This is a genomic window from Aeromonas sp. 160P, assembly GCF_055193095.1.
This window is the reverse complement of the sequence record NZ_JBUXKV010000001.1, coordinates 2,122,585-2,141,787: the sequence shown is the minus strand read 5'-3', so window position 1 is coordinate 2,141,787 and position 19,203 is coordinate 2,122,585. Positions and strand designations below refer to the sequence as shown.

Annotated in this window: 15 protein-coding genes and 1 other RNA gene; 7 read left to right on the top strand and 9 right to left on the bottom strand. The window is 57.4% G+C overall.

The window, feature by feature from the left end; genetic code table 11:
• Positions 1 to 110: 110 nt before the first annotated feature.
• Positions 111 to 689: a D-sedoheptulose 7-phosphate isomerase gene (gene lpcA / locus ACY8FN_RS10215; RefSeq protein WP_101316920.1), complete on the bottom strand. Its 579-nt coding sequence runs from the start codon at positions 687 to 689 to the stop codon at positions 111 to 113.
• 251 nt (positions 690 to 940) lie between these two features.
• Here lpcA and fadE point away from each other — a divergent pair, with 251 nt between their 5' ends.
• The gene (gene fadE, locus ACY8FN_RS10210) at positions 941 to 3,397 is read left to right on the top strand and encodes an acyl-CoA dehydrogenase FadE (RefSeq protein ID WP_463099945.1); all 2,457 of its coding nucleotides are present in this window, start codon (positions 941 to 943) and stop codon (positions 3,395 to 3,397) included.
• A gap of 179 nt (positions 3,398 to 3,576) precedes the next feature.
• Complete coding sequence (locus tag ACY8FN_RS10205; RefSeq protein WP_463099944.1) at positions 3,577 to 4,851, top strand: amidohydrolase; 1,275 nt, start codon at positions 3,577 to 3,579, stop codon at positions 4,849 to 4,851.
• Between the two features lie 97 nt (positions 4,852 to 4,948).
• Here ACY8FN_RS10205 and ACY8FN_RS10200 read toward each other — a convergent pair whose 3' ends face one another.
• Both ACY8FN_RS10200 and ACY8FN_RS10195 read right to left on the bottom strand, forming a co-directional pair.
• Positions 4,949 to 5,296, bottom strand: coding sequence for an RnfH family protein (locus ACY8FN_RS10200; protein ID WP_463099943.1), 348 nt, complete (start codon positions 5,294 to 5,296; stop codon positions 4,949 to 4,951).
• Complete coding sequence (locus ACY8FN_RS10195) at positions 5,289 to 5,723, bottom strand: SRPBCC family protein (protein WP_042020332.1); 435 nt, start codon at positions 5,721 to 5,723, stop codon at positions 5,289 to 5,291. Before ACY8FN_RS10195 ends, ACY8FN_RS10200 begins: the two co-directional genes overlap by 8 nt.
• A gap of 169 nt (positions 5,724 to 5,892) precedes the next feature.
• Between ACY8FN_RS10195 and smpB the strand changes: the two genes are divergently transcribed.
• The 3 genes from smpB (at position 5,893) to ACY8FN_RS10180 (ending at position 8,005) form a co-directional block, all read left to right on the top strand.
• Positions 5,893 to 6,381, top strand: coding sequence for an SsrA-binding protein SmpB (gene smpB / locus ACY8FN_RS10190; protein ID WP_042020331.1), 489 nt, complete (start codon positions 5,893 to 5,895; stop codon positions 6,379 to 6,381).
• A 182-nt stretch (positions 6,382 to 6,563) separates the two neighbouring features.
• Positions 6,564 to 6,923: a transfer-messenger RNA gene (gene ssrA / locus ACY8FN_RS10185) on the top strand.
• Between the two features lie 719 nt (positions 6,924 to 7,642).
• Positions 7,643 to 8,005 carry a helix-turn-helix domain-containing protein gene (locus ACY8FN_RS10180; RefSeq protein WP_041980052.1) on the top strand — a complete coding sequence of 121 codons (363 nt, stop codon included), beginning with the start codon at positions 7,643 to 7,645 and terminating at the stop codon, positions 8,003 to 8,005.
• Positions 8,006 to 8,034: 29 nt separating this feature from the next.
• On the opposite strand, the gene ACY8FN_RS10175 is transcribed toward ACY8FN_RS10180, so the two are convergent.
• The 4 genes from ACY8FN_RS10175 to ACY8FN_RS10160 form a co-directional block, all read right to left on the bottom strand.
• The gene (locus ACY8FN_RS10175) at positions 8,035 to 8,184 is read right to left on the bottom strand and encodes a hypothetical protein (protein ID WP_162517237.1); all 150 of its coding nucleotides are present in this window, start codon (positions 8,182 to 8,184) and stop codon (positions 8,035 to 8,037) included.
• Between the two features lie 237 nt (positions 8,185 to 8,421).
• On the bottom strand, positions 8,422 to 8,553 hold the full coding sequence (locus ACY8FN_RS10170; protein WP_272950964.1) for a hypothetical protein: 132 nt from the start codon (positions 8,551 to 8,553) through the stop codon (positions 8,422 to 8,424).
• Positions 8,550 to 9,362, bottom strand: coding sequence for a KilA-N domain-containing protein (locus ACY8FN_RS10165; RefSeq protein ID WP_463099942.1), 813 nt, complete (start codon positions 9,360 to 9,362; stop codon positions 8,550 to 8,552). Before ACY8FN_RS10165 ends, ACY8FN_RS10170 begins: the two co-directional genes overlap by 4 nt.
• A 78-nt stretch (positions 9,363 to 9,440) precedes the next feature.
• A complete protein-coding gene (locus tag ACY8FN_RS10160) occupies positions 9,441 to 9,599 on the bottom strand; it encodes an Arc family DNA-binding protein (protein ID WP_463099941.1) in 159 nt (52 codons plus the stop codon).
• Between the two features lie 156 nt (positions 9,600 to 9,755).
• Here ACY8FN_RS10160 and ACY8FN_RS10155 point away from each other — a divergent pair, with 156 nt between their 5' ends.
• Positions 9,756 to 10,058 (top strand): Arc family DNA-binding protein, encoded by a 303-nt coding sequence (locus ACY8FN_RS10155; protein WP_463099940.1) that lies wholly within the window; start codon positions 9,756 to 9,758, stop codon positions 10,056 to 10,058.
• 3 nt (positions 10,059 to 10,061) lie between these two features.
• Positions 10,062 to 10,643, top strand: a complete 582-nt coding sequence (locus tag ACY8FN_RS10150; RefSeq protein ID WP_463099939.1) for a hypothetical protein — start codon at positions 10,062 to 10,064, stop codon at positions 10,641 to 10,643.
• Here ACY8FN_RS10150 and ACY8FN_RS10145 read toward each other — a convergent pair.
• A complete protein-coding gene (locus tag ACY8FN_RS10145; protein ID WP_069556139.1) occupies positions 10,631 to 10,834 on the bottom strand; it encodes a hypothetical protein in 204 nt (67 codons plus the stop codon). The two genes, ACY8FN_RS10150 and ACY8FN_RS10145, sit on opposite strands and share 13 nt — an antisense overlap.
• Before the next feature lie 73 nt (positions 10,835 to 10,907).
• Complete coding sequence (locus tag ACY8FN_RS10140; protein WP_463099938.1) at positions 10,908 to 19,184, bottom strand: LPD38 domain-containing protein; 8,277 nt, start codon at positions 19,182 to 19,184, stop codon at positions 10,908 to 10,910.
• Positions 19,185 to 19,203: the final 19 nt, after the last annotated feature.

The window sequence follows — 19,203 nt, the reverse complement described above, 5'->3', positions numbered from 1 at the left end:
CTTTGACAGACAGCAGGGGAAGGCACAATCCCCTCCCCTGTGGCTGGCAGCAACCGGCCCATGGCGAACCATACAACCGGTGCTGCCCTTGTCTCAGCGCGATAACCTGATTACTTGGCCATCTCTTTTTCGACCAGCTGGATCAGGATGTGGATCACCTTGATGTGTATTTCCTGAATGCGGTCGGCATAGCCGAAGTGCGGCACCCGGATCTCGACATCTGCCAGACCCGCCATCTTGCCGCCATCCTTGCCGGTCAGGGCGATGACCTTCATGCCTTTGGCGTGGGCAGCCTCGATAGCCTTGAGGATATTACCGGAGTTGCCACTGGTGGAGATACCAAGCAGCACGTCACCACGACGGCCTACCGCTTCCACGTAGCGTGAGAAGACATAGTCATAGCCAAAGTCGTTGGAGACACAGGAGAGGTGGCTGGGATCAGAGATAGCGATACCGGCATAACCCGGACGGTTTTCGCGGTAACGACCGGTCAGCTCTTCGGCAAAGTGCATGGCATCACAGTGGGAACCACCGTTACCACAAGAGAGCACCTTGCCCTCTTCTTTGAAAGAGGCAGCCAGCAGTTTGGCGGCCGCTTCGATGTTTTTCAGGTTCTGCTCATCAGCCAGGAAGGCCTGCAGCACGCTGGCAGCTTCGGTCAATTCATTGCGGATCAGTTCTTGATACATGATGTCTCTTCCACTATTTGGGTCGCTTATCGCTGGCGGCTATTCTCGCATAAGCCAATCCCGGAGTCGCCCCCCTACCCACCACGGCACGGGTGCCTCATGAACGTTACGGGGATCACAGAGAAGGTAATGAACTTGTAAACAGCTTGATAACTTTGTGCGTATCAATTACAACAGAGGCCATATCCAACAGGTCAGACCTCTGGATCAGTAATACCACGTTGGCAACCTAACCACGCAAGGAGCAAGCAATGACGACGACCCTCACTCTGCTCGGGGTGATCCTGGTTATCGGAGCCCTGGCTTATCGCCGGACATCCCTGTTTACCGCCACCCTGATTACCGGCGCCGCTTTGGTGCTTGGCGCTATCTATGGTCATGTGCCCTTGCTGGTCTGGGCGCTGTTTGCGGTGATCGCCATCCCGCTCAACATGGTAGAGTTTCGCCGCAACCAACTGACCAAGCCGCTGTTCAAGATCTACAAATCGATCATGCCGGAGATGTCCCGCACCGAAAAAGAGGCGATCGAAGCGGGCACCACCTGGTGGGAAGCCGATCTGTTCGCGGGCAACCCGGACTGGAAAAAGCTGCACGCCATCCCGATCGCGACCCTCTCTGCCGAAGAGCAGGCCTTTATGGATGGTCCGGTCGAGGAAGTGTGCCGCATGGTGAACGACTGGGAAGTGACCCACGAGCGCGCCGATCTCTCCCCCGAGGTATGGCAATACCTGAAGGACCACAAGTTCTTCGCCATGATCATCAAGAAGAAATATGGCGGCCTCGAGTTTTCGGCCTATGCCCAATCCTGTGTGCTGCAAAAACTGACTGGCACCAGCGCCGTGCTCGCCTCCACCGTCGGCGTGCCCAACTCCCTCGGCCCGGGCGAATTGCTGCAACACTATGGCACTGAGGCCCAGAAAGACCACTACCTGCCCCGTCTGGCAATCGGCAAAGAGATCCCCTGCTTCGCCCTGACCAGCCCGGAAGCGGGTTCTGACGCCGGCTCCATCCCCGACTTCGGTATCGTCTGCAAAGGCGAGTGGGAAGGCAAAGAGGTGCTCGGTATGCGCCTGACCTGGAACAAGCGCTACATCACCCTCGCCCCCATCGCCACCGTGCTGGGTCTGGCCTTCAAGCTGCGTGACCCTGAGCATCTGCTGGGTGACGAAGAGGAGCTCGGCATCACCTGCGCCCTCATTCCAACTCATATCAAGGGTGTCGGCATTGGCCGTCGCCACTTCCCGCTCAACGTGCCGTTCCAGAACGGCCCGACTCAGGGCAAGGATGTGTTCGTCCCGCTCGACTTCATCATCGGCGGCCCGGCCATGGCCGGTCAGGGCTGGCGCATGCTGGTGGAGTGTCTGTCGGTCGGTCGCGGTATCACCCTGCCCTCCAACAGCACCGGTGGCGTCAAAATGCTGGCCCTGGCGAGCGGCGCCTACAGCCGCATCCGTCGCCAGTTCAAGCTGCCTATCGGCAAGATGGAAGGGATCGAAGAGCCGCTGGCTCGCATCGGTGGTAACGCCTACATCATGGGCGCTGCCGCCACCCTGACAGTGACCGGTATCGATCTGGGGCAAAAGCCCTCGGTCATCTCCGCCATCGTCAAATACCACCTCACCGACCGTGCCCAGAAGTGCATCATCGATGCCATGGACATCCACGGCGGCAAGGCGATCTGCATGGGCCCCAACAACTATCTGGCCCGTGGCTATCAGGGAGCCCCCATCGCCGTCACGGTGGAAGGGGCCAACATTCTGACCCGCAGCATGATCATCTACGGTCAGGGCGCTATCCGCTGCCACCCGTATGTACTGCCGGAGATGCTGGCCGCCAGCCATCCCGACAAGGAGCAGGCACTGAAGGATTTCGACAAGGCCATGTTCAGCCACGTCGGCTTTGCCATCAGCAACCTGGTGCGCAGCTTCTGGCTCGGTATCACCGGCGCCCGCTTTGCCTCTGCACCGTACAAGGATCAGACCAAGAGCTACTACCAGCAGCTCTCCCGCCTCTCGGCTAACCTGGCATTCCTGTCAGACATGGCGATGGGCACCCTGGGTGGCGAACTCAAGCGCAAAGAGCGGGTCTCCGCTCGCCTTGGCGATGTGCTGAGCCAGCTCTATCTGGCCTCCAGCGCCCTCAAGCGCTATCAGGATGAGGGACGCCAGCAGGCCGACCTGCCGCTGCTGCACTGGGCACTGCAAGATGCCATGTTCAAGGCACAAGAGGCGATCGACGAGCTGCTGCGCAACTTCCCGAACCGCTGGATTGGCCTTGCCCTGCGCGCCGTGGTGCTGCCGCTCGGCCGTGATCTGAACCGCCCGAGCGACAAGCTCGATAGCCAGGTCGCCCGTCTGCTGCAAACCCCGAGTGAGACCCGCAGCCGTCTGGCCAAGGGGCAGTATCTGACCCGCGAAGAGGGTAACCCCTTCGGACTGCTGGAGCAGGCGCTCGATGACGTGCTGGCCGCCGAGCCGCTGTTTGACAAGGTCTGCAAGGCAGATGGCATCAAGCGTCCCTTCACCCAGCTGAACAAGGTGGCCGATATTGGCCTGGCCGCTGGCGTACTGACCCAGAGCGAAGCGGAGCTGCTGCGCCGCGCCGAAGTGAGTCGCCTGCGCACCATCAACGTCGATGATTTTGACCCCATCGATCTGGTGGCCAACAAGAAGCTGTTTGAAGCCTCCGCTTACCATCACGCGGCCTGATCACCACGCCTCGACAACGCCTCCCTTGTGGAGGCGTTTTTTATGCGCGCTCACCACCATTCAAGGCCCCCACTGCCATAACCCGCACTCGCCGCTCCCCCGACCAGCTGCAGGCCCCGTGTGGTCAGCCGGGAAAAAAGGCACAATAGCCGACAAATCGAATCACCAAGGAAGCCAAGATGACCCTTGAGCACCTGATCCTGTGGCGCCGCGACCTGCACCGCCTGCCGGAAGCCGCCTGGAAAGAGTTTCGCACCACCAGCCTGATTGCCCACCACCTGAGCGAGCTCGGCTATCGCATCGTGCTCGGCGACAAGCTGCTGGCCAGCAACCTGATGATGGGGCGCGATCTGGATGTGGCGGCCGAGAAGGCTCGCGCCCGCCGTCAGGGCGCCCATCCCGACTGGCTGGAGCGGATCGGCGATGTCACCGGGCTGATGGGGGAGCTGGATACCGGTCGTCCCGGCCCGACCCTGGCCTTTCGCTTCGATATCGATGCGGTGGAGGTAGAAGAGTCCGACGCCGAACAGCACCAGCCGCAGCAGGAGGGCTTTGCCTCCCACAACAAGGGGTGGATGCACGCCTGCGCCCACGATGGCCACACCGCCATCGGCATGGGGCTGGCCAGCCAGCTGATGGCGATGAAGGAGCAGCTGTGCGGGCGCATCAAGCTGTTCTTCCAACCCGCTGAAGAGGGGTGTCGCGGGGGCAAGGCGCTGGCGGCCGGTGGCGCACTCGATGACGTGGATGCCCTGCTCTCGCTTCATATCGGCATTCACGCCGGTAGCGGCGAGCTGGTGATCAACCCCACCGAGTTTCTCTGCTCCACCAAGTTCGACGTCCACTTTATGGGCACCGCGGCTCACGCCGGGCTTGAGCCCAACGCCGGCAGCAATGCGCTGGCCGCGGCCTGCATGGCCACCACCGCCATGCTCGGCATTCCCCGCCACCGCGATGGCATGACCCGCATCAATATCGGCCAGCTTCACGGCGGCAGCGGGCGCAACGTCATTCCCGACCATGCCGTGCTGCACGGTGAAACCCGTGGCGCCGACAGCACCCTCAACGACTACATGTTCAGTCAGGTGCAGCGCATCGTCGAAGGCACTGCCCTCACCCACGGCGTCACCTACCGCATCATCAAACAGGGTGAGGCGATTGCGCTGGAGAACAGCCCGGCGCTGCAGGCAGAGCTGGCGGCGCTAGCCCGCAAGCAGGGGCTCGCCACCATCCAGACTCGCCGCTTTGGCGCCAGCGAAGATGCCGGTTTTCTGATGGAGCGGGTGCAAAAGCAGGGGGGCGAAGCGGCTTATCTGATCCTGGGTGCCGATCTGGCGGCGCCGCACCACCACAACGCCTTCGATTTCGATGAGCGAGTGATGCAAAGCGGCGTCGAGCTGCTGGCCGCCTGGGCGCGCGCGCAGTTGGGTGTGGCAGAACCAGCCCTGGGCTGACGCAGCCCGCCCTTGATATCCCCTCGGCCAGATGAGCGGCTGACGGGATCAAAAAAAGGCGCCTCGGCGCCTTTTTTCTGCAAGAAAAACCTGAGCGCTATTCGCTGCGCTTGCGATGCACATCGGGGCGGCCACCGGTCACGCTATCGGCTCTCCCCTCCTCCTTGGCCTTTTCTGCGCGTTTCTTGCGCATTTCGCGCGGATCGGCGGTCAAGGGCCGATAAATCTCGATGCGATCGCCATCCTGCAGCAACTCGCCACCTTTCACCGGGCGGCTGTAGATGCCGAACTTGTTGACCGCCAGATCGATCTCGGGGTGCTTTTGCACAATGCCGGACTGCTCGATGGCCGCCAGCACGCAGGTCTCGGACGGCACGCGTAGCGCAATCACCGTCTGCTGTTGCGGCAAGGCATAGACAACCTCGATATTGAGCTGGTCAGACACCGTAGACCTCCTTCGCCCGCTTGGAGAAGGCTGAGACCATGGAGCTCACCAGATCGCGGAACACCTGACCAAATGCCATCTCGATCAGCTTGGAGGTAAATTCGAAATCGAGATCGAACTCCACCTTGCAGGCATCCACATCGAGCGGGGTAAAGGTCCACCAACCCGCCAACTTGCGAAACGGGCCATCTACCAGCTCCATCCTGATCTGACGGTTCACATCCAGCTGATTGCGAGTGGTAAAGGTCTTGGCAATCCCCGCCTTGGCCACATCGACCGATGCAGTCATGTAGTCATCACCCGCCTCGTGGACACGGCTGCCGACACAACCGGGCAAAAACTGCGGATAGGCATCCACATCGTTAACCAACTTGAACATCTGTTCTGCACTGAACATCACCAGGGCACTACGCGTAATCCGGGGCATGGCTTTTCCTCATCCAATCGGCGCGATTTTACCACCATGTTTCCGGTTGTGGAGCGAAAACCTCGGCCAAACCGCTCATAAAGCCACCAGTTGACTTGCAGCGCGTTTTACAGCCGCTCACGCCTACGTATAATACGAGCCTCCTAGTCATTGCCGGAAATCGCCCGTCATGAGCAAAAAAAACAGTAAAAACAAAGCCGGGTCCAGCACCATTGCTCTGAATCGAGCCGCCCGCCACGAATACTTCATCGAAGAGAGAGTGGAAGCTGGCTTGTCCCTGCAAGGGTGGGAAGTCAAATCCCTGCGGGCGGGCAAGGCCAATATCAGCGAAGCCTACGTCATCTTCTTGCAGGGTGAAGCCTTCCTGTTCGGCTCCAGCTTCTTGCCCCTGAACGCCGCGTCCAGCCATGTGGTCTGTGATCCGACTCGCACCCGCAAACTGCTGCTGAGCCGCCGTGAAATCGACAAACTCGAAAGCCTGACCGCCCGTCAGGGCTACACCATAGTGCCACTGGCTCTCTACTGGAAAGAGTGCTGGGTCAAGGTCGAGATCGGCCTAGTGAAAGGCAAGAAAGAGCACGACAAGCGCGAAGACACCAAGGCGCGCGAATGGGATCGGGAAAAATCCCGCATCATGAAGAACAAAAATCGCGGCTAATCCCCGGTTATCCGGACTCACACTCCGGATGTTCAGGGCCAGCAAGCCATTCTGCTTCCCCTGCGCAGTTGACTCGAGTCAGCTGAGCACAATAAATCAGCAAACAGCCAAATGACCAGAGGGAATGGTCATCAACGCCTTGCTATAACAGCATTTTTGCGTACAATCGCTTCTAACAACTTGGGGCTGATTCTGGATTCGACAAGATTCACGAAACCCAAGGTGCATGCCGAGGTGCGGTAGGCCTCGTTAACAAACCGCAAAAAAATAGTCGCAAACGACGAAAACTACGCACTAGCAGCTTAATAACCTGCATAGAGCCCTTCTACCCTAGCTTGCCTGTGTCCTAGGGAATCGGAAGGTCATCCTTCACAGGATCGTGTGGAAGTCCTGCTCGGGGCGGAAGCATTAAAACCAATCGAGCTAGTCAATTCGTGGCGTGTCTCTCCGCAGCGGGTTGGCGAATGTAAAGAGTGACTAAGCATGTAGTACCGCGGATGTAGTAATTTTGGACGGGGGTTCAAATCCCCCCAGCTCCACCAATTTAACTAGGACACAGACAGGACAAAACGAGTTAAAACAGCCACTTAGCCAAATCAAGGCGACCGTGACTGGCCCAAAGTGGGAACTAAAATGATCCACTGGTGATCCAAGAGCAAGAAAGCCTGCAGAAATGCAGGCTTTTTTCTTTTTACCACTCCAACACCTCCCGCCACCAAAAATCGCGCATAGAAAAGCCCGCTCAATGGCGGGCCAATCCGAACCGACCGCATCCCTATGGCGCAGCGGTCAGCTCATCGCGAAGTCTTTCAAGAATGCGCGCGATCTTCTCTTCCTCCACCCTCGTCAGGTCCAAAGTATCAAGAATATTCTCAAGCTCAGTTAGTGAATCCATCCGGTCAGGTCCCCGCTTTTCTACTCTCAGTCTCTCGACTGTGAAACACTGTATACCCATACAGTAACCAAGCGAATGTACCACTTTTTGCAGACTTAGTGGAGCAGTATCTTCTTGAGCCTCCTTTACCTTTTTCCTAGCCGTTGATAGATCCCATACTCTATAACTCGTCATAAAACCGCCACTTATGTAAATGTTGATTTTTGCGGCGACTCTCCGTGTACTCAGCCATCTATTTTTTTGACTACAATCTACACGACCACGATGTGCCATTACTGAGCAATTGCACTATAAGGATCCCAAATATGGGACAATGATAAAAACATGATCTAGAGCACGGTTTGCAACCACAGATAAGGAATGCCTATGAAGCGGTATCTGACCAGCTCTAGCCTCGAGTATGTCCATCGCACAAAGAAGAAGGTGCGCAAGCTTATGGCCGAGAGAAAACTCAGCCAGTCCAAGATCAGCCAACTGACCGATATCCCCCGCTCCAGCATTTCTCGATGGCTATCGCCGCATCACGACGACTTCATGGGATTGGCAGAGGCGGTCATGCTCTCGTCAGCAATGGGCCTATCCGTCCAGGCCATCCTTGCGGATCCTGACTGGAGCGTTTCAGATGATGAACATATGGGGCTAATCAACCGCGCAGCACGACTGCCGAAGCCACACCTGGCGTCGATGCTGAATTGCTATGCCGAGATACTTGGGGTTCGGGTGGGGTAAGGGGCGATGGCTCGCCCCCCTGTGCTGTCTTACTCATCGGAGCCTTGGCGTGATTCATCCCGGCCGCAACAATCCTTCAACTGCTCAAGGATGTTGGCGATCTCGGCACGAGTGAGGCGGGTAAGATCAAGCGATTCAATGATTTCTTCAAGTTCAGTCACGAGGAAAATGGGGTTCATTGCGAACTCCTGATAGCAAAGTTGCATGGGGTGACATCCCCAGGCACGCCTTGCTCACCTCTCAGGCGAACACCTGATTAATGAGAGCGACGTATACTGACCATCCATACCTCCAGTTCGCTAATGAAACCAACAACGAGACCATCTTATCAGTGTGGTGATGGGATTTACCACATCCCAACTCGGATCTTGTGGCTTTCAACAGGCAACAAAAATGGGGCCGAAGCCCCACCATTATTACTCTGCCTGCTCAGGCATCATGCGCTCTATCCGCGCCGTTATCTTGGCTCGCTCGACTCGCGTCATATCGACACCTTCCAGATCATCAAGCAAGGCGGCCAGCTCTACCATCAGTTGGGATGCGCTCATGACAGCAGCCTCCCTTGATCCACGGACCACAGCTGTTGCAACTTTGACAGCCCCTTCCCTGTTATCAGTGCAACGGATCGCTTCTGCAAGCCAAACTCCGGGTGATCCCAAGGGCTGATCTTCACATCCATCAACCCCTGCTCGATCTTGGCTTGGTATGGCTCATTTTTGCGGCTCACCCAGCCCATCTGGCGCAAATAGGCAAATAGCCGATTTTGGCCAGTGCCAATGATCTTGGCCGCCTTGCCGACGCTAATTGAGTCAGGCGTGACCTCCACCTGCTTGGCGAAGCGAACCAGTGGCGCATCAGTCTCGATCTTTTGCTCAAGTTCTTGGTTGACGGTCAGCAAGCGCAGGCGCTCCTGCTCTGACTGCATGGCGATCTGCAAGATCTCGATGGTAGTGAGTTGCTGCGGAACCGGTGCCAGCTTGCCAGTGCGGTAGTCAAGGAACACCTGATTGACCTGCAGATGGAAGGCTGGGCTGATCCAACTGGCATATGAAATCGCCAGCAGCTCATGAGTGAATGTGCCTGGTGCCACGCCACCATTGATAACTTTGAGCACTTCATGACCAGACTGTGAATTAGCAGTCTGGTTGGCTAGCTCGGAAATCAGCTCTTTAGCCTGCTTGGTTCGCAGCCATTGATTTGGCGCCTTATGGTCGCCGGCACCACTTGCCCGATGGAGGGCATTGAGATTGAAGCGCCCAGCTTCATCAGTGGTGATCTCAACTCCGGCAATCACCGGCATGGAATTCTGCGGCCCTGCCAAAACTTTGGTTTGCTGATACTGTTGTTGTATAGTCATACCGTAATCCTTACTTGGTGGTTGGGTTTACATTCCTCGGCCCGAGCTGCGTCAACAGCTTGGGTCGAACTATTTGAGCTACTTGCCTTCATCTTGCTCATCCTTCTCCATCTCTCTTCTCAAGATGAACAACACCTCCTTGTTCATGCTGCGCTCGTTTCCAGCAGCTCTCTTGGTTAACCAATCCTTGATCTCGTCTGGCATCCTAATGCCGGTTGGTGCGATTACCTGCTTCACAAACCCTCCCAAAAAGACTTCACCATGAAGTCACGCCTTGCAGCTTAGTTCTGACTCCAAAGTGAAGTAAAGGTGTTTTGTGGTGAAGTCAGAGTGAATTGTTAGGATGTTTTTGCTAACGTACCCACATATAAGCAAACCAGAGTTCGTGACATCATGAGCAAAGACATACAAAAAACAGCTCTACGCCTACCAAGGGCGCTTCACTCAGCAATCCATGAGTCTGCGGCGGCGGCAGGAAGAACCATGAATGCTGAAATTGTTCACCGACTTCAAAAATCTTTTGATGACGATAAAGAGAGTGTCGCCAGATCGCTACCAGACGGCGCGATTATCATTGATGACGAAGCTCACAGAACCAACTCCAGATTCAATTACCATGAGTTTGATGAGCATATCAAAGAAGTTATTGAGTTCGTCAGAAGCGAAATGAAGAAAAAAGAAGGTAATGGTGGGTGAGCTTTGATGATATTACTTAGGTTTATTTTTGTTTTTTTATTTATTGGAATGTCACACTGCGCCACTGGTGCATCCGTAAGTTCGCAGGTGGTGCATGATGACAAGTTCTGGAGTGAGTTTGATAAAAACCTAGAAGAATATGAAAGGCTTCAAGCTCAGAAAGAGCTTGGTAACGCGCAAGGACGCCAAGGGATGCAGGTTGACACCAAGGAGAAGCAATCAAAAGACAACAGCGGAACCTTCATTCTTGTAGTTGTGGTATTGGTTATAGGATGGCTTGCTGCCAATAAAAGTATGGTGCCACTCATGTCTAATGAAAAGAAAATCTATAGCGCTCTAATATCATTATTTATATTAATGAGTATCGTCCCGCCTTGGAAGTTTGTTGTGAATACAAATATGACAAGAAAGGAAATTCCTGCTGGATATTCAGTGATTTCATCACCACCATCACTTGTCGGTCACTCAAATAACACCGGCGTAACTATAGATATAGAAAGGCTTGTTATTCAGTTCGGAGTTCTAGGCGGCATCGCTGCTATTGTTTTTATAAATAGAAATGTGAAACAACATCAAAACAGCTGATCAAGCGCCGCAATAGCAAATCCAACCAGGACAAAGAAGAAGCTGAATGCCATAAAGTCATCCAGATCGCTCCGGCTGGATTTGCTAAAACACCAACACCCGGCAGCAAATGGGATCAGGGCCAGCGTAAAGCTGAAACTGAACGCCTTGAGCGCCACCACCATCATTATCAACGCAAACAGTATCCACATGGTCAGGGTCCTCACATATTAAGGCCCTAGCTTACCCCTTTCTCATGGGCTCAGCCAGGGCCGCTATTCTCCCTTACTCCCAGTTCGCCTTGTTCTTGTTTACCGCCTGATACACCAGATCATTGCGGCGGGCCAGTAGCTCGTCAATGCGCTGGCGCTTCTCCTCTGCATTCATGGTGCGGTCACGCTGGATCAGCTCAATCTTGTTGCGCACCACCCTTACCTGCTGCTGGGTGCGGCTCAGGCTGCGGCGTGCCTTCAAGATCCCGCTCTGCTCATCCATCAGCTCGTTCGCCTTGTCATCCAGCCCTTCGCTGCGGTACTGGTCAACGGTGCGCTTGAGCTGGTTCACCTCGTTTAGCATCCGGTAAAACTCTTCCATATGCTGGGTGGACTTGGCCGGACCTGTGCCACGGTACACGGCTTTCACCAGCGGGATCTCGTCAGCACGCCAGCTGGCCGACTCGCCCGGGCGAGATGCCCTGATCAGGCCGTCAGCCGTGGCCATCACATAGCTTCCCATAGTGCCGGTATAGCCAATCACCAAATGCTCAAGCTGCTTGGGTGAGAGTCCAGACAGCTCGCCGAGCTCTCGCATCAGCAAGCTGGTCTGCTCGTTGTAGCGGGCTTCTGCCTTCACAGCCAGATCCTGCGGGCTGTCAATGGGGCCGCCACGGAAGCTGTCATAGTTGAAGGCTGCCTCTACCAGCGGCTTGACGATCTGGGGGGTAGGGTTGAGGGCAAAGGTATCGCCGATCGCCCTGGCCACGGCCTTGCCGAACTGGGCGCCGGTGTCCTTGTCGCCCATGGCGCGCACCATGCGCTCCGGAATGGTGCCGAACATCACGCCAATCTCGAACGGCTTGGGGATGCGGAAGTGCTGATCGCCAATGAAGAAGTGCCAGTTGGCGTCCTTGTCCCAGTCCGGCAGCTCTTCGTATCGCTCATCGTCCCAGTTGGCGGCCAGCAGGCCGAGCGACATGGCGGTGATCATGCCAGCACGCTTGGCAATTTCGCGCGGGTTGTCACGCAGCTCCCGGGTTAATTTGCTCAACCCCTGCAGGCGGGCGTTGAAGAACGGCAGCACCAGGGACGCCCCCTGAATAAAGCGGGCCGCCCCGAGCATGGAGAAGTCCATCAGGTCTTTCGACTCAAACGCCGCCTGGGCGTGGCTCTTGCCAGCCTTGATGGCGGCGGCATAGACCGCCTCACGGTTGGCGTTCTCCAGCGCCTCACCATAGCGGCTGTACTTCTCCCATGCATCGGCCACCACGCCCTTGGCATGTGCCGCATTGCGGATGATGCTCTTTTCGTAGCGGGCGATCTGCTCCGGGGTCATCCCCTTGCGGCGCAGTGACTTGCGCACGGTGTCTGCCATGGCACCAGGGTCGTTGCCGTTGACGTAGCCACCCAGAAAGCTGGCACCGCTGAACATCACATCAATGGTGCTGCCATCCATCGCCAGGGTCTTCTTCACCCCCTTGATGGAGTCGATCACCGGCTTGAAGCCGTCCTTGCTTATCGCCCAGCTGGAGAGCGAGTCACGCAGGAAGTTGCGCAACATAAACTCTGGCGAGGCGGTCACCCCAGCCGTCAGCAGCCGCTTGGCTTTGGATGCCATGTTGACCATGGCGCCGAACGGTTGGCGATCGAAGAAGGTCATGGCGCGATACAGGTCAGGGTCCTCCACCCGCAACATGTACTCCTCCCCCTCCAGCTTGAGCATGATCCGGTCTTTGCCATTGGCAAGCGCCTGATAGTCCATCTTGTTAGGCTTGGGTATCACCTCAATGAGCCCGGTATCAGCCAGATTCCAGACGGTCTTTTGCGCCGCCATGTTCTTCATGGAGGCATCAATCAGCTTGGAGGTAGAGGTGAAGATGTTCTCGAGCAGGTCGTTGGTATTGGCTTCCCCGCCCTTGAGCTTCTTGATCCCGGCGCTCTGGTTGGCGATCCCCTTCGGCTTGAAGGGGGCGATAACGTCACCGTCATCAGATTCACGGAAAAATGGGATATACCACTCGTTTTCAAATTCGGCCCGCGCCTCTTTGGTGAAGAGGCCAGCCTCCTGCGCCAGATCCAGTGTCGCTGCGTTAAGTCGGTTCCAGCGGTCTTTGGCATCAAGGAACTTGGCCTCCTTCCCCTTGCCCTGCCCTTTGAGTGCAGCAATATCATTGGCATCGAGCAGGTTCTCGCGCCCCTGCGCCATCAGCAGTTCTGCCCGGTGACCGGCCATCCAGCCAAGCCAGTTGTGCAGATCTGCCCCAAGATCGGAGAAGATGCCAAGCAGCGCGTCCTTTTCACCGGTTCCGGCCTTGCGCTGGATCACCCCATCTTTCCATTCCGGCAGGCCATAGAGCATGGTCGCCTGCATAGTGGAGGCAGCGCCGGTGGCCATCCGTGCCGCGATATAGCCGGAGTCGGCCGCATCGGTAATGCCCGCCGCATCCTCGGCGTATTTGATGGGGGCCAGTGCGTCGATCACTTCGGTGTTGGCTTTCTTGATAAAGCGGTCCACCCATGATTCCACCACGCCGCGATCCACTTTGCGCAGCTTGTCCAGATTGGCTTTTGTCTTGTCGATGATGTCAGGCTTGGGGCCGAGATTGAGCTTTTCCATGGCCTTGTCGGCTGCGGTGGTGCTGGTCTGGCTCATCTTTACCCCTCCCTTCTTCTCCGGCTTAGCTGCCTCCTGGCTGAACTTCTGGCCACCATCCGGGCCGCTATCGTCAGGGCCGCCGTGCTTCATCTTTTTGCCCAACCCCTCGATCAGCGACCTGACCTCTGCGGCAGATACCCCATCCGGCAAAAAACCCACGACGCGCAGCGCCTTGGTCAACCACGCCACCACCTTATCCCAGCCACGCTGCCAGCCGCTCTGCTCCAGCTCGGCCAGGTGGGCAACCACCTCCTCGGCCTGCACCCCCAGCTCCTCGTCGGCGTAGTGGGTGTCAACCCAGTCCCACACCGCTTTCATGCTGGGGTCATTCTTGGATTTGATAAGGCGGCTGATCAGCTTGGTGTACTCACCATCGCCCAGCACATTGGCCAGCCCGTAGTGGGCCAGCACCTCATGGCGCAGGATTTCGCGCATCCGCTTAGGGTTGGCAATGGTGTCGGCGGCCACATGCAGGGTGCCGTTATCGTCATCGAACGCGGCGCGGCGGATCAGCCCCTCTTTGGCGGCCAGCCCCAGCGCCTGCTCAAGCTCCGCCTGGGTAGCGTGGATCTGCATATCAATGCCGCTGGCGCCCCGGTACTGCTTGAACCACTCCTTGGTGACCAGCTCCGCCTCTTTACGGGTCAGGTGTTTGTTCGGCTTATCGCCCTGATACATGGCCTGTTTGGAGAATAGGACCTTGCGATCACCCTCTTCTCTCTCTTCAATAGTGTCAAAGAACTCATCGAACCCAGCTCGAATAGCTGGGATCTCTCCAGCTGTAGGGTATGGATAACTACCATCAAGACGCATCCCAAGAGCGGCTTCCGCATCCCAAGATACCTCGCTGACAATGTTGGCCAGGTAATCGTTGCTGGCGGCCTGGTCTTGCAGCTTGGCTATAAGGTACGACTCGAACGCCCGGGCACTCAGCTCACGATCGGTGGTCCAATAATCCTTGCTGCGTTTATCGTCCAGCTTTCGAGACCGTTCTTTAAGTGCAGTCTGCTTGATGGCCCGGTTGACGGCGCCGAATGCCTCGATCATCTCTTTGCGAACAGCACCACGATGGGTGAATTGGCTGCCACGGGCAGCTAAAGATACATCCAGAGCCTCGGTCATCATGTCGCCAGACTGGCCGCGGGATCTAGCGAAATAGCCATCAAGCGCATGCCACCACTCATGGCCCAGCGAACCGGCACCATTCATCTTGGTAAGGTTGATCACTACCTTACCAGGCTCATAGTGTGCCGCAGCAGGATTTACCCCTCCCGATCCTCTTGCGCCGAATGCCAGCCCAAGCTCGCCATTGAGAGACAGTGCGTTTGGGGAGATGTCCAGCACCGCTGCCATATCCATCAATGCATCATAGGCGTTGTTCAGATCTTGCTGGCGTCGTCCCTGCTCCACCCAGTTACCGAACTCTACGCCACGAAAGCCAAATGCTTGCCCAAACAGCTCGGGGGTGACATCGGCCCCGCCACGCATGTCCTCACCAACACGAGGCTGGTTAATGTCGCGGCGCTCATGCGGGATCTCCTTGGCCTTTTCCAGTTTACTCACCAGCTCGTCATAGTTATCAGCACGATACTGGCGCGCGTCACTTACTTTCTCGAAAGGCTCTGTCAGAGCCAAATAATTGCGGCCAACCTTTTTGCCAACGATCCAGCTTCTGCGGTTGTCATTACTATAAATATCAAATGATACAGTCTTTGGTTTGCTCTCCTGGCTTGTCAGCTGTTCATAGTGGCGCTTGAACTCCGATATCACCTCAGCTTTGTTTGAACCTGATGCAATAGTGCGCGGCCAATTGCCAAACACACTGGATTTGCTCTCCCGGCTGATGGTCCAAATGCTCTTTGGCGGGTCGTATTTAATGCCGTCATAAAGGCTATAGCTGCCAGATGAAAGCTCCAGATCAGCGAGGCTTCGTTGATGACCTACAGCCTGATACAACTCCGCCCTGTTCATGACTGCGTGAGCGCTGCGCAACCTGGAGGACAACATTACTCGGCGAGCCTTATCGACATCAACGGATCCATCCAGCAGGCCGAGAGCCATGTCACGCATGTGCTTAACCGCATCAGCCCAACCATTAACCTTATAGCTAGCGCGTGGCTTTGCCGGGATAGCGTCGCGAGCAGCCCTGGCAATAGCAACAGCCTGACGATCAACACCTGACTCAATTAGTTTGTCGTAATCTGGCGCAGGCCACGCCTTGGAAAGCGGTAGTGCCTTAATCTGCTCAGCAGTTTCCCCCTCCACAGTGTCGCGATATGCAGCCCAGGAATCCTTGCGAGCCCCGCCAATGTTCTCTCCAAAATCAGTGATCTTGCCCGTAGCATCATTGCTAGCAGCTATTGGCTTGGTGGTATCCCTCTCCTTCACCCAGCGCTTGAACTCCTCCACCGGCATGGCCTTGATGGCACTGAGCCCCTTCCACCCCTTCTCATAGTTGGCAAGGTAGCCATCCCGGGCGGCCTGCTCGTCGGCAAAGCCCATCATCACCTTGTGCTCATCAAACTTGCCGGTCTTGGGGTCTACCTGATCCACCACATAAACCATTTCGCTATCTGGCTGGTCACCGATGAACACATCGACATGATCCCCATCCGCACCCAGGGTGCGCTTGATATAGCCGTAGTCGTGGGTCATGGTCGATTGCCACGCCTTGCCATCCTTGTCGGTACCGGAACGGGTAGATCCCTTGGGGTTCTCGAGCGCGATATCCAGCCCCTGTAGCGTGAGGTGGCCTTTCTTGTAGTTGCCAGCCTCCTTCTGTGCCTCGGTGGGCTCAGGCGCCACCTCGGCGCGGGCGGCCTCAATCTTCTGCACAGGCTCACTGGTGGCAGGCGCTACATACTCCCGCACCTTGGCCGCCGACGACTTGGCCACCACCATGCCGCCCTTGCCCGGGATCGCCTTCACGCCGCTCTCCTTGGCCCACTGCTTGATGGCCGGCACCTCGCCTTTCAGGGTGATGGTACCGTCAGGGTTATCAATGGCCTCCGCCCACGGAGTCGGCGCGGCGGCAGGTGCAGGCACTACCGGATCTGGTTCCGCCACCTCAGAAACAGCAGCCCCGGCATCAGGGGCCGGGGCTGTCAGTGTTGGGTCATTTTGCTGCTGTCCATCAGGTACAGGTGGAGCAGGAGTGTTGTCTGCCGGATATCCGGATCCAGCTCGGTCGGCGAGTCCGGCAATGGCTGGTCCAGCGCCTGCTGCAGCCTGGTCGCCTGCGCCAGGCAGATTGCCTTGTCCTTCACTGCTGATTGCAGGTACTGGGGTAACTGGCTCATTGCTCACCTCTGTCTGGGGTTGGTTGAGGGGGATCACCTCGCGGTATCCGGTATCGATAGCAGGTGCTAGTTGGCTGGCCTCGCCTGCTGTGGCAGACGGTGCCGAAACTGTTTCTCCGCTTACACTTTGTGCTGGAAGATCAGATGGTTGATTCGAGTCGGCGACATTAATGTCGTCGAGTCGCGGGACGCTTGGTTGCGTGGTTGCGGCAGCCTTTGCCTGCTCCACTTCGGCGATCTCGGCCACACCAAAGCCGCCACCATTGAGCGGCACCGGCATCTCCTTGCCCTTGCGGCTGGCCATGGCTGCCTCTTTCTCGCTGGCAAACGGCTTGCCTTTGCGGGTGATGCGGAGTGTCTGGAGCGGGCCAACTGCCGATTCTGTAGCGCTGCCGCGCAGCGGCTTGGCGTCAGGCTGGCGCTGATCTGCACCATAGATCACATCCCGGTGCGGTAACTCGGTACCAACCTCGCGGGCCTCGCCATCAATCACTGCCCCAGGTAGCTCGCCGGATGGCTTGGTGGTGGCCGCCTCTGGCGGCAGCAAATCCCCCTCCTGACCACTCTGCCAGCGAGTGCGCTCGGCGCCGCGGAACTGGGGCCCAGTGCCAGCCTGCTTGTCATCAAAGTGACCTTCTTGGGTGAGTTCTCGCGAAGCGTTAGCATTACCGGCAAAGATGATGTCTTTGAGTGGCAATGCGGGACGCTGGTTCTCCATGGCCACTTGCTGGGCACTTTTGTTGCCAGCGAAGGGGTCAACGCCGAGCTCGCCAGCTTGAGCCCGCTCATAAAGGCTCTTGCCCTGATCGCCACCCTGCATCTGAGCAGCAACCAGATCCTGCACTGATTGGCCAAACTCCCCAGCAAGAGCACGCTGCACCTCGCTATCATTGGCCATGCCCTTGAACCGTTCTGCGGTATCGTCGCGGCGCAGGTAGGCTGGCACATCACGCAGTTCGTCAAACTGGCTGGCGCTTGGGCCGAGCGGGGATTGCTCACCTACTGGCATCGCAGGTTCAGCAATGGCATCGACAGCAGAAGCCAGATCCGGCTCTACCGGCGCGGCAGCAGGGCTGGCCTGTACTGGTTCACCCGGCTCTATGGGGGTCACCTCTTCCGCTGTAGCGGGGTCTACCTGGGCGTTACTTTCGCCATCAGCTTGCGACTTTCCGCTGCGCATGCCACCAACTCCACCCAGGGCGCCACCGGTACCCATGCCGATCAAGCCGCCTTCCAGCGCACTGGACACAACACCTTTCATCGGGTCGATATCGGCGGCCGCCACCTCATTGAGAGATTCGTTGACGGCATATTGCTGCACCCCCTCCTCAAGGGTTTCACCGATCCCCTCGCCTGCAGCCCCCTTCGCGGCACTTTTCAGCACGCCGCCAGTTGCAACCTTACCCGCCAGCATCTTGAACAGCATGGCGTCGCCCATCATGGAACCCATCGCCGCAGCGCCCCAGGTCTTGGCATCGCTCATGGTGGCGCGACTGGCAAGATTCGCCGTCTCTTCCCGGGCTAGCGCCAGCTTTTCCTCATCAGAGAGGTGCTGCGTCTGTTGATCCTGGTCGATACGGGTGAAGGATTGGCGAAAGGTGTCACTGTCCGAGAGCTCGTCATAGCTCATACCGAGCACGGTCTCCTTGGTATTCACCCCGGCGCTACCAACAGAACCTGCCACCCCTGTGGTAGCTGCTGCCCCCGTGGCCAGTTTTGACACCGCCTTGGCTGCGACCGCTTCTGCGACCTCTTGGGTTGCGCCACGCTTGATCATGGATGCGGTAACAGCCCGACCAATGCTGGCCTTGGCAGCAACGCCGGTCACACCGCCAGCCAGCAGGGTTGGTACAATGGAGCCAACCCCCTGAGCCATCTTCATGGCCCACACATCGATATCACCCGCGCCATCCCCCATGGTGAGGCGCCCCTCTGGCGTCTCATCGACCAGGCGACGGTTGATAGCCTCTTTGGCATCACCGCTCATCCCCTCGGTCAGTGATTCAGCCCCGGACTTTGCCAGATCGCCAGCGCCAGCCACAAAATCCAGCACCGGGCTGAGCTTGTTGGCCATGTTGGCACGCGCCTGCTCCAGGTAGTCTCCGCCGCTGCTGGCTACCTCCTCTGCGTTGTGGCCACCACGCTCCTTGCCGAACTTGCTCGCTTGCCCTGCCAGCTCACCAATCCCGCCGACCAGATCCAGCGCACCAGCGCCAACCCCACGGGCCACATCACCCAGGCCAACATCGAGGTTGCGCTTTGGCTCTTGGGCTGCAGATTGGGAATAGGTGGCAGCAGATAGGCTGCTGTCGAGGTTGCCCCAGAACGGGTCGGTGCGGGTGTCAGATAGTTTCGGTTGTGGCAAGGCGTCGCGCAGTCCAGGCTTGTCCATGGTGTCCTCGGCTTTTTGC

Excerpts from the sequence above, each read along its gene's own strand:
- ACY8FN_RS10175 (WP_162517237.1), bottom strand. The coding sequence starts at position 8,184 with ATGAACCCCATTTTCCTCGTGACTGAACTTGAAGAAATCATTGAATCG.
- ACY8FN_RS10170 (WP_272950964.1), bottom strand. The coding sequence starts at position 8,553 with ATGAGCGCATCCCAACTGATGGTAGAGCTGGCCGCCTTGCTTGATGAT.
- ACY8FN_RS10195 (WP_042020332.1), bottom strand. The coding sequence starts at position 5,723 with ATGCCCCGGATTACGCGTAGTGCCCTGGTGATGTTCAGTGCAGAACAG.
- ACY8FN_RS10140 (WP_463099938.1), bottom strand. The coding sequence starts at position 19,184 with ATGGACAAGCCTGGACTGCGCGACGCCTTGCCACAACCGAAACTATCT.
- ACY8FN_RS10145 (WP_069556139.1), bottom strand. The coding sequence starts at position 10,834 with ATGTGGATACTGTTTGCGTTGATAATGATGGTGGTGGCGCTCAAGGCG.
- ACY8FN_RS10155 (WP_463099940.1), top strand. The coding sequence starts at position 9,756 with ATGAGCAAAGACATACAAAAAACAGCTCTACGCCTACCAAGGGCGCTT.
- ACY8FN_RS10205 (WP_463099944.1), top strand. The coding sequence starts at position 3,577 with ATGACCCTTGAGCACCTGATCCTGTGGCGCCGCGACCTGCACCGCCTG.
- ACY8FN_RS10180 (WP_041980052.1), top strand. The coding sequence starts at position 7,643 with ATGAAGCGGTATCTGACCAGCTCTAGCCTCGAGTATGTCCATCGCACA.
- smpB (WP_042020331.1), top strand. The coding sequence starts at position 5,893 with ATGAGCAAAAAAAACAGTAAAAACAAAGCCGGGTCCAGCACCATTGCT.
- lpcA (WP_101316920.1), bottom strand. The coding sequence starts at position 689 with ATGTATCAAGAACTGATCCGCAATGAATTGACCGAAGCTGCCAGCGTG.
- fadE (WP_463099945.1), top strand. The coding sequence starts at position 941 with ATGACGACGACCCTCACTCTGCTCGGGGTGATCCTGGTTATCGGAGCC.
- ACY8FN_RS10165 (WP_463099942.1), bottom strand. The coding sequence starts at position 9,362 with ATGACTATACAACAACAGTATCAGCAAACCAAAGTTTTGGCAGGGCCG.